This is a genomic window from Streptococcus oralis (genome assembly GCF_022749195.1).
Taxonomy (GTDB): domain Bacteria; phylum Bacillota; class Bacilli; order Lactobacillales; family Streptococcaceae; genus Streptococcus; species Streptococcus oralis_CI.
The window spans coordinates 245,089-258,316 of sequence record NZ_CP094226.1 but is presented as its reverse complement, the minus strand read 5'-3'; the positions used below and the strand labels follow the sequence as shown (position 1 = coordinate 258,316).

The following is a 13,228-nucleotide window of genomic DNA, read 5'->3' as shown; positions in this document are numbered from 1 at the left end:
AGGAAGCTAGCCGCTGGCTGTACTTGAGTACGGCAAGGCGAAGCTGACGTGGTTTGAATTGGATTTTCGAAGAGTATTAAAGTCACCGCCGGTCGGGAATTACACCCTGCCCTGAAGACCCTTTAATCATAACAAAAAACGCTTGCACTTGCAAGCATTTTGTTTATTTCAATTTATCCGCTTCATAGGTGTGAACGAGCTCTAAACCAGCAAAATGTTGCTGACGGAGGGCTTCATAAACAATCATACATACGGTATTCGAAACATTGAGACTGCGGACATGTTCATCGTTCATAGGAATACGGAGAGCTTTCTCAGGATGTTCACGCATAAAATCCTCTGGTAAACCCTTGTCTTCACGTCCGAAGAGAAAATACTGATCTTCACCACTTGCCAAATTCGCCTCAGAATAGACCTTTTCTGCAAATTTAGAAATCAGATAGACTTGTCCTTTCATCTGAGACATAAAGTCTGCCAAGTTATCATAAAAATGAATCTCTAACTTATCCCAATAATCCAAACCTGCTCGCTTCATCTTGCGATCATCAATGGGAAAGCCCATTGGTTTAATGATGTGGAGGGGAGAATTGGTCGCAGCGCAAGTACGCGCGATGTTGCCAGTATTTTGTGGAATCTGAGGTTCAAATAAAACAATGTGATTTGTCATAATTGGCTTCCTTTTATCATTGCAAAAAAATAGCCACACTGCCCGGAGTCAAGCTCAGCAAACAGCGTGGTTAAGGCGTCGTTAACTTACCTCACAACAGGTTTGAAGTAAATCAGCGAAACTACTTTCTTAGTATAACACTTTCAGAACCAATGTCAATAGAAACGACTTGAATTTTTTACTTTTTTTAATGATATTTTCATGTTTGGTCATTTCCTTTCTGAAAAGGGATAGTAAGAGAGTAATATCACTCCAAATCGGAGACATCGTTATAGAAATTAAGCAAATGTAGCTTCAAAACTTGAAAAAGGCCTTTCTTCCCTTAAAAATCGCCTTAGCAAGTGCATTTTTTGCTAAAAAAGGGTATGATAGTTACATCATGAAAAAGTAGGTTTTTTATATGAAAATTGTCCTTGTTGGTGGAGGGAAAGTTGGTTTCGCCCTCTGTCGTTCACTGGTTGCAGAAAACCATGACGTTGTCCTCATCGAACAAGATGAGGCTGTCCTCAATCACATTGTCAGTCGCTATGATATCATAGGTCTCCTTGGAAATGGGGCTGACTTTGCCATCTTGGAGCAAGCCAGTGTTCAAGAGTGCGATATCTTTATCGCCCTAACCGAATACGATGAAGTGAATATGATTTCAGCGGTACTTGCTAAAAAAATGGGGGCTAAAGAAACCATCGTTCGGGTACGAAATCCTGAATACTCCAATGCCTATTTTAAAGAGAAAAATATTCTTGGATTCTCACTTATCGTTAACCCAGAACTCCTAGCAGCGCGTGCGATCTCAAATATCATTGATTTCCCTAATGCCCTCTCTGTCGAACGATTTGCTGGAGGTCGGGTCAGTCTCATGGAGTTTGTTGTCAAGGATTCTAGCGGTCTTTGTCAAATGCCAATCTCAGACTTCCGTAAAAAGTTTGGGAATGTCATTGTCTGTGCTATGGAGAGAGATCATCAACTGATGATTCCAAGCGGTGATGTTATTATTCAAGACAAGGATAGGATTTTTGTTACGGGAAATCGTGTAGATATGATGCTTTTCCATAACTATTTTAAATCTCGTGCAGTGAAAAGCTTGCTTATCGTTGGAGCTGGAAAGATTGCTTATTATCTACTCGGCATTTTAAAAGACAGTCGCATTGATACCAAGGTTATCGAGATCAATCCTGAAAGAGCTCGTTTCTTCAGTGAAAAGTTCCCCAATCTCTATATTGTTCAAGGAGATGGAACTGCAAAAGACATTTTGCTGGAGGAAAGTGCTCCCCACTATGATGCAGTCGCAACCTTGACTGGGGTTGATGAGGAAAATATCATCACCTCTATGTTCCTTGACCGAGTTGGCGTCCATAAAAATATCACCAAGGTCAACCGAACAAGCCTTCTAGAGATTATCCACGCGCCTGATTTTTCGAGTATCATCACACCAAAAAGCATCGCAGTGGATACCATTATGCACTTTATCCGTGGTCGAGTAAACGCTCAGTACTCAGACCTTCAAGCCATGCACCATCTCGCAAACGGTCAAATTGAAACTCTCCAATTCCAAATCAAGGAAGCTAATAAAATGACTGCCAAACCTCTATCACAGTTGAAATTGAAAAAAGGAGTTCTCATCGCAGCCATTATCCGAAAAGGAAAAACAATCTTCCCTACTGGAGAGGATATGCTTGAGGTAGGAGACAAGTTACTCGTAACGACCTTATTGCCAAACATCACCAAAATTTATGATTTGATTGAGAGGTAAAAAATGAATAAAAGTATGATTCGTTACCTCCTCTCAAAACTTCTCTTGATTGAGGCTGTTCTCCTCCTAGTTCCTGTTAGTGTAGCGATCTATTACCAAGAATCCAGTCAAGTATTTATCGCTCTTTTTTCTACGATTGGAATTTTAGTCCTTCTCGGTGGTCTAGGCATTTTACGGAAACCGAAAAATCAACGGATTTATGCCAAGGAAGGAGTCTTAATTGTTGCCCTCTGTTGGATTCTCTGGTCTTTCTTTGGTGGCCTCCCCTTTGTCTTTTCAGGACAAATCCCAAGCGTCATCGATGCCTTCTTTGAAATCAGTTCTGGATTTACAACGACTGGTGCTACTATCCTAACAGATGTTTCCGTTCTCACCCGTTCCCTCCTCTTCTGGAGAAGTTTCACCCACTTGATCGGAGGGATGGGGGTACTCGTCTTTGCACTTGCCATTATGGACAATGCCAAGAATAGTCACTTGGAGGTGATGAAGGCTGAGGTCCCTGGACCCGTCTTTGGCAAGGTCGTATCCAAGCTAAAAAACACTGCCCAGATTCTCTATCTGCTTTATCTGGCTCTCTTCTCCCTTTTTGTGGTTATCTACTACCTAGCAGGTATGCCTCTCTATGATAGTTTTGTCATCGCTATGGGAACAGCAGGAACTGGGGGCTTTACCGTCTATAACGACGGAATTGCCCACTATGGTAGCTCACTCATCACCTATCTCGTTAGTATCGGAGTTCTGGTTTTTGGGGTTAACTTCAATCTCTACTACTACCTCATGCTCCGTCGGGTTAAGGCTTTCTTTGGAGATGAAGAACTACGAGCATATATCATCATTGTCCTAGTTTCTACAGGCTTGATTACGCTTAATACACTCCACCTCTATCAAGGTGTCTCTAAAAGTGTTGAAATGGCCTTCTTCCAAGTTTCCAATATCATCACGACAACGGGATTTGGTTACGGAGATATTACCAACTGGCCCCTTTTCTCCCAGTTTATCCTCCTCTTCCTCATGGGAATCGGTGGATCAGCTGGCTCAACTGCAGGTGGTCTTAAGATAATCAGAGGACTCATACTCTCTAAAATCGCAAAAAATCAGATTTTGTCCACCTTATCCCCTCACCGTGTTTTGACTCTACACGTCAATAAAACTGTGATTGATAAGGATACCCAACACAAGATTCTTAAATATTTTGCTATCTATATGATGATTATTCTCTCACTCATCTTTATCGTTAGTCTTGATAGCAATGATTTTCTAGTCGTGACCAGTGCTGTCTTCAGCTGTTTTAACAATATCGGACCTATTCTAGGTACAACCTCGAGTTTTGCCATCTTTAGTCCCATCTCTAAAATCCTACTCTCCTTTGCAATGATTGCAGGTCGTTTAGAGATTTACCCAATTTTGCTACTCTTTATGAAACGTACCTGGTCTAAACGCTAATGATAATAAAATCCCCCTTTTACAAGCTAGTAAAAGGGGATTTTTTCTATTAAAAATGAGAAGACCTTTCGGTCCTCTCCTAATTTGTTTATTCTTTAAGAGCTTTCTTGTAACGAGCAAGTTCTGCTTGATTGGCCCAAACATAGTGACCTGGACGAATTTCTACCATAGATGGCTTGTCTGTCTCATAGTCATGTTGGTCAGGATCGTAAACTTTCAAGACCTTCTTGCGTTCCAAGATTGGATCTGGAATCGGTACAGCAGATAGAAGCGCTTGAGTGTATGGGTGGACAGGATTGTTAAACAACTCCTCTGTCTCCGCCACCTCGACGATAACTCCCTTATAGATAACCGCAATACGATCTGAGATAAAGCGAACAACTGACAAGTCATGCGCGATAAAGAGATAGGTCAATCCCAACTCTTTTTGGAACTTCTTGAGCAAGTTCAAGACTTGCGCACGTACTGATACGTCCAAGGCTGAAATTGGCTCATCCGCAATAACGAAATCAGGTTCCATCACAAGGGCACGGGCAATCCCGATACGTTGACGTTGACCACCAGAAAACTCGTGTGGATAACGGGTCAAGTGTTCTTTCAAAAGTCCAACTTCATGGATCATCTTTTGAACTTTTTCTTTTCGATCTTCTTCATCTTTGAACAAGTGGTAGTTGTAAAGACCTTCAGAGATGATATAGTCAACTGTCGCACGCTCATTCAAGCTAGCTGCAGGGTCCTGGAAAATCATCTGGATGCGACGGATCAAATCTGATGATTCTTTATGAGATTTTTTCCCATTAATTTTATGACCATCAAAGATGATCTCACCTTTACTAGTATTATTTAAACCAATAATGGCACGACCAATGGTTGTTTTCCCACTACCAGACTCACCTACAAGAGAGAATGTTTCTCCCTTGTTGATAAAGAAGTTGGCGTTTTTAACCGCGACAAACTTCTTACTTCCTTCACCGAAGGAAATTTCTAAATCTTTAATTTCTACTAATTTTTCAGACATTTCCTTCCTCCTAGTCTTCTAGATGAGCAAAGCCCATTTTATCACGAATCTTGTCATGCAAATCTGCAATGACCCCAGGTTTTTCAACTTTAGGAGCATTCTCATGAAGCAACCAAGTCTTAGCCCAGTGGGTATCAGTGACTGAAAACTTAGGTGCCTTCTCTTCAAAATCAATTTGCATCGCATAATCTGAACGAAGGGCAAAGGCATCACCTTTCAACTCAGTATAAAGAGACGGTGGTGTTCCTGGGATAGAGTACAATTCCCCTTTATCATCAGCAAGCTGTGGCAAGCTAGATAAGAGACTCCAAGTGTATGGATGACGTGGATCGTAGAAGACTTCCTCAACAGTACCGTATTCTACAATTTCACCAGCATACATAACCGCTACCTTATCGGCAATACTTGCTACCACACCAAGGTCATGGGTGATAAAGATAATAGTAAAGTGGTACTCATTTTGCAAGGTTTTAAGCAAATCAATGATTTGCGCTTGAATGGTAACGTCAAGGGCCGTTGTTGGCTCGTCACAGATCAAGATATCTGGACGACAGGCAAGGGCAATTGCAATAACAATACGTTGGCGCATCCCTCCAGAATATTGGAAAGGATACTCTTCAAAACGTTTTTCAGCATCTGGGATTCCGACCTTGTTCATATAGTCGATTGCCATCTCTTTGGCTTCCTTAGCTGTTTTCCCTTGGTGTTTAACGATAACTTCAGTGATTTGGCTACCGATTGTATTGATTGGGTCCAAACTTGTCATAGGATCTTGGAAGATGGTCGCAATTTTAGCACCACGAATCTTCTCCCATTCCTTGTTAGAAGTAATAGCGGTCAAGTCTTGTCCACGATAGTCGATGCTTCCTTGGGCAATACGTCCATTGTCTTCTAACATCCCTGTAAAGGTTTTTGTTAAAACAGATTTTCCAGAACCGGACTCACCTACCAAGGCAAGAACTTCTCCTTCAATCAGATCCAGAGAAACTCCTCGGATAGCCGTCAGAACTTTGTCACGAACGTCAAATTCCACGACAATATCGCGAGCAGTCAAAATTACATTACTTTCTTTTGTCATGTCTACTCCTATCTATGTGTACGTGGATCACTAGCATCCGCTAGGTTTTGACCAACAACAAAAAGAGATAGAGATACCAAAATCAAGGTAGTCAATGGAATCCAGAACAAGTAAGCGTTGGTCGTAACGTTTTGTGAGTAATCTGAGATCAAACGTCCCAAACTTGGCACTGTTACAGGCAATCCCAATCCAAAGAAGGAAAGGAAGGCTTCATAAGAGATAAAGCTTGGCAACATCAAGGTCATTGTAGAAACAATAACAGATACCAATTGTGGCATGATGTTTTTAACAATGATTTTAAAGGTTGGTGTTCCAAGTGTTTGAGAAGCAAGGTTGTATTCCAAGTCACGGTAACGCATGATTTGGATACGAATCATATAAGCAATCCCAATCCAAGTTGTCACACTCATGGCAAAAATCAAATTCCAGAAACCAGCACCAATTGAGTAAGTCAAGACAATGACAATCAAGAGAGATGGAATGTTTGAAATAATGTTATAAACTTCCATCATGACGCGGTCAACGGATTTTGAAATCCCCCAAATCCCACCAACAATAACCCCGATCACAAGGTTGATAAAAGTTGCAATTACAGAGATGAGGATAGAGTTACGCGCACCAAACCACACCCCATCAAACAAGGATTTACCATTGCTATCTGTACCAAACCAATGTTCAGCATTGGGCTTGATAAAACGAGCAGAGAAGTCATTGACCTTACTTACATCGTTGAAGTCAAAATCTGAGAACATTGGGTAAATAAAGCTCATCAAGATAATAGCAACCAAAATTCCTAGCATAAAGACAGTTGATTTTTTCTTTAGAAATTGTCTAAATACAGAACCCCAGTATGAATAGGCAGGGGCATCAATTGTTTCAGAGGCAAAATCGTCACGTTTTACGAACTGAAATTTTTCTTTATCGATTGTTGACATTATTTGCCTCCTTTCTCTGTCAATTTAATACGTGGGTCAAGCATGGTCATCCAGATGTCTCCTACAAAGAGTGAGAAGATAGAAATACATGTGAAGATGAAGACGAGACCAACTACCATTGAGTTATTTGATGCCTTAACAGAGTCAATCAACATTTTACCCATACCTGGGAAGGCGAAGACTGTTTCTGTCAATGTTGCACCACCAATAACCCCGATTACGGCACCAGGAATACCTGAAACCAAAGGAACCATGGCATTTTTAAAGATGTGTTTATTTGAAATTTCTTTTTCAGACAAACCTTTTGCACGAGCAAAACGAACGAAGTCCTGAGATTGCAAGTCGATCATGTAACGACGAATCCAGATAGCTGTACTTGGTGCACCCAGCAAACCTAGAATGACTGCTGGCAAGACATATGAACGCCAGTCCCCAGCTCCCAAGATAGGAAATGAATCTGGCAGACCGATAGATGATCCAATCAAGCGCACGATATAAACCAAGGCAATCGTTGGAAGGGCAAGCAAGAAGGTTAGAGCACCTGTCGAGAAGCTATCAATCCAAGTATTCTTGTGGCGAGCCATAGCAGATCCAAGTGGAATCGCAATCGCATACGAAATAATCAAACCAATCAAACCAGCAACCGCTGAGCTTGCGATCATTGAAGGATATTGATAATTGCTTTCTGTAGCTGTATATGGATCGTCTTTACCATAGTTGGCTACTTCACGCGCATCTGCTTGACTTGGAGATTTGTAGGTACGAGAGTAAATATCTACAGATGAAGTCTTTTTACCTGTAGGGAATTGAACTTCTGATGTCTTAGTTTGTCCCTGACCTTGTGTGATAACTTGAAGCACTGGTGTGTTTGCATAAGTTGGGTAAGAATCTCCCAAGTTAATGTTCACAAAGTTTTGGTGTACAAATGGGAATTGATTGTTGAAATACAAAAGGTATTTGTGTTTTGTACCTGAACCAACCAATGACCAACCGATAGCAGGGTCATTTTCAAAACGAAGATAACGTTGCAAGTTTGGATTTTCAGGGTCTTGAATTTTGTTTGGATGATCAATATCAATCAAGTTCGCATAGAATTTGAAAACACGTTCAAAAATTGGAATTTCACGCGTAGCATAGAATTGACCACTTTCTGAGAACACACCGAGTGTCCAACCATTTCCTAGTTGGTTGATGTATTTTTCATAGATTGCCTTATTGGTATCATTGGCATCCACTGTTACAGATGAGTCCATCGTGCTCGCTCTTTCTTGCAACTCTTTGGTATCGTAGTACTCGATATAACCCATCCGTTCATAAACGGTGTTTTCATAATTATCCCGCTTATCCGGCGTCGTTGCAATCTTGTTATAGTTGGTATCCTGCTTGAAAATCAATTTTCGAGGAACCATCGTATAAATAATTGTGTATGTCAAGGTTGTCACCAAGAAAATAGACAACAATGAACGCAATACACGCATAAAAATATATTTCTTCATATCGTTTCCTTTTAAAATCCCAAAAGAACCTTCTCCTCATGGAGAGAAAGTTCTCTTGAGAGTTATTTATTTAACGTGATTAGCCAATTCTTTTTGAACTTTTTCGTTTGATTCTTTTTTCTCTTTGAGCCATTTTTCACGAGCTTGTTCATAATCAGCTTTTGTTACAACCTTGTCTTGTAACTGAATATACTTAAAGTATACGTCTGAGCCCTTATCTCCAGATTGACTGTATGATGCAGAGAAAGGCACAACACGAGAAATGATTGGTGCAGCACCACTTGATGACATAGCTGGCAAGAAGAGTGAGCTATCTGTCAACCAAGCTTGGGCAGCCGCATATTTTTCATAACGAACATTCAAGTCACTTGTTTCTTTTCCTGCTTCATCAACTAACTTATCGTATTCTTTCAAACCAACTTGAGCCGCTGCAGCATTATCTGCACCTTCGTAACCCATATAGGTTTTTGTTTGTTCAGCATTCGTTGTTTTCAAGATATCAAGGTAAGTTGATGGATCTTCATAGTCAGGGTTCCATCCAACAGCACCTGAGAGATCCCAATCTTCTGCCGCTGCGCTAGCTGCGTAGTATGTAATATTCTGTAGTTCATCTGTAGTGATTTGTTGGATATCGATGACTACGTTTTCTTCTCCAAGTACTGTCTCAACGGATTGTTTGAAGGATTGAATACGTGCGATATAGTTTTTAGATGTTTGGTCTACTGGGATATCCAAGTGGATAGGGAATTTCACACCTTCTGCTTCCAATGCTGTTTTAGCTTTGGCAAATTCGGCTTTGGCTTTATCGGCGTTGAAAAGTCCATCTTGACCATCCGCAAAGTTTACGTTCTTCCACTCATCACCGTAAGCCGTCATCTTTTCAGTTACCAAGTCACCGAAAGTTTTTTCGCCTGCAGAGACAAAGTCTGGTTTCACAAAGAGGTTACGAACTGCAAGAGGAGCACCTTCCTTACCATTAATTTGTGCTGAGTAAGAAGTACGGTCAAAGGCAAAGTTCAAAGCCTGACGGAAGTCCTTGTTAAGAAGGGCTTTCTTAGTAGAAGTCTTCTCTTCATCAGTTGTCTTAGAAGTGTATTTGTAACCTTGACGGTCAATATTTACACCCAAACCACCAATACCTGGACCTGATGGAGTGTAGTAAATATTGTCTTTGTATGTTTCTTCTACCTTAGAGTAGTTTGAACTTGTTGGGAAGAGACGGGCATAGCTATAAGCCCCACTTGTAAAGTTACGTTCAATTGATTCTTGATCTGAACCATCATAGTAAGCAAGTGTTACTTTATCAAGATGAACATTGTCTTTGTCCCAATAGTTTTCATTCTTCACAAATTCGATAGATGACTTAGCAGTCCAACCTCTCAGCAAGAATGGTCCATTGTAAAGCAATGATGTAGGGTCAGTCGCTTTACCAAAATCAGATCCTTTTGATTTTTCAAATTCTTCGTTCAATGGCCAGAAGATTGAGTAGGCCAGCTTAGAGTTCCAGTATGGTTCTGGTTTGTTCAAAGTGTATTCAAGGGTGTAATCATCAACTGCTTTTACACCGACTGAAGCAAAATCTTTATTGTTTCCAGCTATATAGTCAGCTAGACCTTTAACTGAATCTTCTGCTAGATACTTAGCTGCTGATTTATTGTCAGCTGCGTGTTTCAAACCATTTACAAAGTCTTTGGCTGTTACTTCAGCATACTCTTCGCCATCAGATGTCATCCATTTGACACCTTTACGAATCTTGTAGGTATAAGTCAAACCGTCTTTTGAGACTGACCAGTCTTCTGCAACTGCAGGAACTAAATTCCCATACTTGTCGTTTGTGAAAAGACCATCGATACCATTTGAAGTGGCGACCTTAGTACTTTGTTTCCCTGAAATGAGGTAATCCAACGTTTCTGGGTCAGCTGTATAAACATAGCCATAATTTTTTGGCGCTGTTGAATCAGATGATTTTGAAGAACCACAAGCAGCTAGTACTCCTGCTGCTAATAAAGCAACACCTGCTGCAACAAATACTCTACTTTTTTTCATGTTTTTAACTCCTCTTGAAAAATTTAGGCTTATTGGAAATTATAACATATATTTTTTAAAAAGTAAACGAATTTTCAGAATATTTTGGCGCATCTCCTCAAAAAACTTCTATTTGTCAAAATTTCTGCATTCTTTGTTTGTTTCTTCAAGAAATACTTTCTAGTCTGATCTTCTTTAGAAAGGGATTTTTACAAGCTTTTTCTCACTTCTTCAATCATCATCTGTTTTCCTAAATTGGATTTTAGAATAAGAAACTATTGACGGGAAATGATTTTCAAGGTATAATAATAAACGTTGAGGCGGTATAGCCAAGTGGTAAGGCACGGCTCTGCAAAAGCTTGATCGTCGGTTCAAATCCGTCTACCGCCTTTCAGTACCTGAATGAACAGGAATTAACCAAATGAAAAGCTCGTAAAACCGGGCTTTTTTATTATTCCTAATAAGTGGGGATAACTGAACCTACCATCTAGATTTACAAAAAGCAGTGACTCAAGTCACTGCTTTATTCTGTTTCTTCTTCGGGTTCTAGTTCTGTGATTTGAACTTTTACCTTGGTAACACGTCCATTTTTCACCTTATCGTTGGTCAGGACGATTTGCTTGTTTTGACTGACCAGTTGGTAACTGATTTTCTCAGTGGTTGGAATCGTACCAACACCCGTCAAATAATAACCGGCGATGGTATCCACATCATCGCTTTCTAGTTCGACACCAAAGTAGTTATTGAAGTCGTTAAGATTCATGGTTCCCTGTGCAATATAGGTGTCCTCACCGATTTGATGGACTTCGATTTCTGCTCGGTCTGTCTCGTCGTCAATTTCTCCGACAATCTCCTCCAGCAGGTCTTCCAGTGTGACCAGTCCAGCCATACCACCATATTCATCGAGCAAAATGGCCATTTGTCTTTGGGTATTTCGCAATTCTTTTAGCAAGTCATCCACAAAAATAGTTTCAGGAACAAAGAGTGGATCTTGTAAGATCTTCTTCCAGACAATATTTTCAAAGCCATCTGCATAGGCAGCGTTTAGCAAACGCTTGGTATGAATCAAACCAATCACATTGTCCTTATCCCCATCATAAACAGGGATACGTGAGAAATTTTGCTTTAGAATACTTTGGATAATGGTTTGACTATCATCCTGAATATCCACCATAAAGGCATCTGTCCGAGGAACCATGACTTCTCTCGCCATCAGCTCATCTAGAGAGAAAATCCCTTGTAACATCTCGATTTCGTCTGCATCCAAAGTTTCCTCACTTTTGGTCAACATGTACTCAATTTCATCTCGAGTCATTTTTTCATCCGCATCATCAAAGGTCATTGGCGTTAAACGACTCAAGAGATTGGTTGAAGCAGATAACAACCAGACAAAGGGACTGACAATCTTCCCAAGCCCAATGATAATCGGAACAGAGCGAATGGCTAAGGCATCTTTTAGATTAAGGGCAATCCGTTTAGGATAGAGTTCACCAAAAACAATAGAGATGTAGGTCAAGAATGCCAAAGAGAGGAAACTTGCAATGGCATAAGTTGTTTCACTATTTCCTATCCAAGATGCAATTTCGCGTCCCAGCGTTTCTGCTAAACTGGCCCCTGACAAGATCGTGATCAAGGTGATACCGACTTGAATTGTTGATAAAAAGTGGTTAGGATTTTCAAGTACCTTTAACAAACGAAGGTAACGTTTGTCTCCCTCTTCTGCCTTTTGCTCCACTCGGGAACGGTTTAGTGACACCATCGCCATTTCAGTGGCTGAGAAAAAAGCATTTAACAAGGTCAAGATAAATAACAATACAAACTGTAGCAACAAATTCTGACTGCTCGGGTCTTCCATAGTCCTTCTCCTAAAATAGTATCTTGTGTTCCATTATATCATAAAATCCCTCAGGATTCACATTATTTTTCATTTAAAGAACAACTCCCCTGCCTCTAGAAGACAAAGGAGCTGTTTTTATTATATCTATTGTTTCTAATCTGTCACTGTTACTTGACCCGTTTGGTAATCAAGCTGGATTCCCTTTTGAACATTGGGGATTAGGACATTGAATTCCAATTCGCCATCTGAAGACTTGGCTTCGATTTGTGAAGCGGATGGAACTAAGTCCTCATTTGTCGCATAGTGGAGCGTCACCCGATAACGGACTCTCTTATTTTGGTCCAAGGCTTTTCTGACCAAACTCTCATAGTAGTTCTGACCTGTCGAATCTTCAGCCTGTGCTTGGTTTGCCCAAGCTGTCTGGACTGCAATGTTCTTGGGATTGCTAGTAGAGGCATCAAAACCATCCAATCCACCTATCAAGGCATAGCCCAGCAGGTGTCCTCTATCAACTGCATGTGTATAGGCTCCCTTTAGATTCTTGACCTGATGCCATCCTGGTGGCGTCCAAGAGGTGGATCCATTTCCAGTCTCTTCACGATTCTTATACTGCCGAGTCGCTTTGGATAAGATGGCATTGGCAACAGTCGGGACTGTTTCTTTTCCAACTGTCTTTGTTTTATTATCCGCATAGGGTTTGCTGGAAACCTTGGCATCTAGATTGGTTTTATTGCCATTGACAACAAAGGCCCCTGCTCCATTCCACTCGAGATTACCCTTGATTTGGTTTTTGATTGACTCGGTTAAGACACTTTCTGCCAACTCCTGACTGGGTGCTTCTGAAGCTTGTTTTTTCTGATTAACCTTGGTTCTAGGGCTATTTGGTGCTGACTGCATCTGCTTGATGTAGTAGCTTCCAGCAGCCAAGAGTAAGAATAGAAGTAATCCTATCAGAGCTTGTCTTGTTTTTTTGTCCATT

10 protein-coding genes and 1 tRNA gene are annotated in these 13,228 nt (G+C 40.7%); 3 read left to right on the top strand and 8 right to left on the bottom strand.

Annotated elements, in window-relative coordinates:
• Positions 1 to 163 precede the first annotated feature (163 nt).
• A complete protein-coding gene (locus tag MP387_RS01340) occupies positions 164 to 667 on the bottom strand; it encodes a tRNA (cytidine(34)-2'-O)-methyltransferase (RefSeq protein ID WP_242747135.1) in 504 nt (167 codons plus the stop codon).
• Between the two features lie 400 nt (positions 668 to 1,067).
• Between MP387_RS01340 and trkA the strand changes: the two genes are divergently transcribed.
• Positions 1,068 to 2,417, top strand: a complete 1,350-nt coding sequence (gene trkA / locus MP387_RS01335) for a Trk system potassium transporter TrkA (protein WP_242747133.1) — start codon at positions 1,068 to 1,070, stop codon at positions 2,415 to 2,417.
• 3 nt (positions 2,418 to 2,420) lie between these two features.
• On the top strand, positions 2,421 to 3,860 hold the full coding sequence (locus MP387_RS01330; protein WP_242747130.1) for a TrkH family potassium uptake protein: 1,440 nt from the start codon (positions 2,421 to 2,423) through the stop codon (positions 3,858 to 3,860).
• Between the two features lie 88 nt (positions 3,861 to 3,948).
• Here MP387_RS01330 and MP387_RS01325 read toward each other — a convergent pair whose 3' ends face one another.
• From MP387_RS01325 to MP387_RS01305, 5 genes are all read right to left on the bottom strand, one after another.
• The gene (locus MP387_RS01325; protein WP_001291308.1) at positions 3,949 to 4,878 is read right to left on the bottom strand and encodes an ATP-binding cassette domain-containing protein; all 930 of its coding nucleotides are present in this window, start codon (positions 4,876 to 4,878) and stop codon (positions 3,949 to 3,951) included.
• A 10-nt stretch (positions 4,879 to 4,888) separates the two neighbouring features.
• Positions 4,889 to 5,956 carry an ABC transporter ATP-binding protein gene (locus tag MP387_RS01320; RefSeq protein WP_242747119.1) on the bottom strand — a complete coding sequence of 356 codons (1,068 nt, stop codon included), beginning with the start codon at positions 5,954 to 5,956 and terminating at the stop codon, positions 4,889 to 4,891.
• 8 nt (positions 5,957 to 5,964) lie between these two features.
• A complete protein-coding gene (oppC, locus tag MP387_RS01315; protein WP_000103692.1) occupies positions 5,965 to 6,891 on the bottom strand; it encodes an oligopeptide ABC transporter permease OppC in 927 nt (308 codons plus the stop codon).
• Positions 6,891 to 8,387, bottom strand: coding sequence for an ABC transporter permease (locus tag MP387_RS01310; protein WP_000759891.1), 1,497 nt, complete (start codon positions 8,385 to 8,387; stop codon positions 6,891 to 6,893). Before MP387_RS01310 ends, oppC begins: the two co-directional genes overlap by 1 nt.
• Before the next feature lie 66 nt (positions 8,388 to 8,453).
• On the bottom strand, positions 8,454 to 10,433 hold the full coding sequence (locus tag MP387_RS01305; protein WP_242747116.1) for a peptide ABC transporter substrate-binding protein: 1,980 nt from the start codon (positions 10,431 to 10,433) through the stop codon (positions 8,454 to 8,456).
• 298 nt (positions 10,434 to 10,731) lie between these two features.
• On the opposite strand from MP387_RS01305, the gene MP387_RS01300 reads away from it, so the two are divergent.
• A tRNA-Cys gene (locus MP387_RS01300) sits at positions 10,732 to 10,802 on the top strand.
• Between the two features lie 133 nt (positions 10,803 to 10,935).
• Here MP387_RS01300 and MP387_RS01295 read toward each other — a convergent pair.
• Both MP387_RS01295 and MP387_RS01290 read right to left on the bottom strand, forming a co-directional pair.
• Entirely contained in the window at positions 10,936 to 12,267 is a 1,332-nt protein-coding gene (locus tag MP387_RS01295; protein ID WP_000390020.1) for a hemolysin family protein, read from the bottom strand.
• A gap of 135 nt (positions 12,268 to 12,402) precedes the next feature.
• A complete protein-coding gene (locus MP387_RS01290) occupies positions 12,403 to 13,227 on the bottom strand; it encodes a DNA/RNA non-specific endonuclease (RefSeq protein WP_242747114.1) in 825 nt (274 codons plus the stop codon).
• Position 13,228: the final 1 nt, after the last annotated feature.

Bases quoted from the DNA above. Each gene is read 5' to 3' on its own strand.
- MP387_RS01340 (WP_242747135.1), bottom strand. From the start codon at position 667: ATGACAAATCACATTGTTTTATTTGAACCTCAGATTCCACAAAATACT.
- trkA (WP_242747133.1), top strand. From the start codon at position 1,068: ATGAAAATTGTCCTTGTTGGTGGAGGGAAAGTTGGTTTCGCCCTCTGT.
- MP387_RS01330 (WP_242747130.1), top strand. From the start codon at position 2,421: ATGAATAAAAGTATGATTCGTTACCTCCTCTCAAAACTTCTCTTGATT.
- MP387_RS01325 (WP_001291308.1), bottom strand. From the start codon at position 4,878: ATGTCTGAAAAATTAGTAGAAATTAAAGATTTAGAAATTTCCTTCGGT.
- MP387_RS01320 (WP_242747119.1), bottom strand. From the start codon at position 5,956: ATGACAAAAGAAAGTAATGTAATTTTGACTGCTCGCGATATTGTCGTG.
- oppC (WP_000103692.1), bottom strand. From the start codon at position 6,891: ATGTCAACAATCGATAAAGAAAAATTTCAGTTCGTAAAACGTGACGAT.
- MP387_RS01310 (WP_000759891.1), bottom strand. From the start codon at position 8,387: ATGAAGAAATATATTTTTATGCGTGTATTGCGTTCATTGTTGTCTATT.
- MP387_RS01305 (WP_242747116.1), bottom strand. From the start codon at position 10,433: ATGAAAAAAAGTAGAGTATTTGTTGCAGCAGGTGTTGCTTTATTAGCA.
- MP387_RS01295 (WP_000390020.1), bottom strand. From the start codon at position 12,267: ATGGAAGACCCGAGCAGTCAGAATTTGTTGCTACAGTTTGTATTGTTA.
- MP387_RS01290 (WP_242747114.1), bottom strand. From the start codon at position 13,227: ATGGACAAAAAAACAAGACAAGCTCTGATAGGATTACTTCTATTCTTA.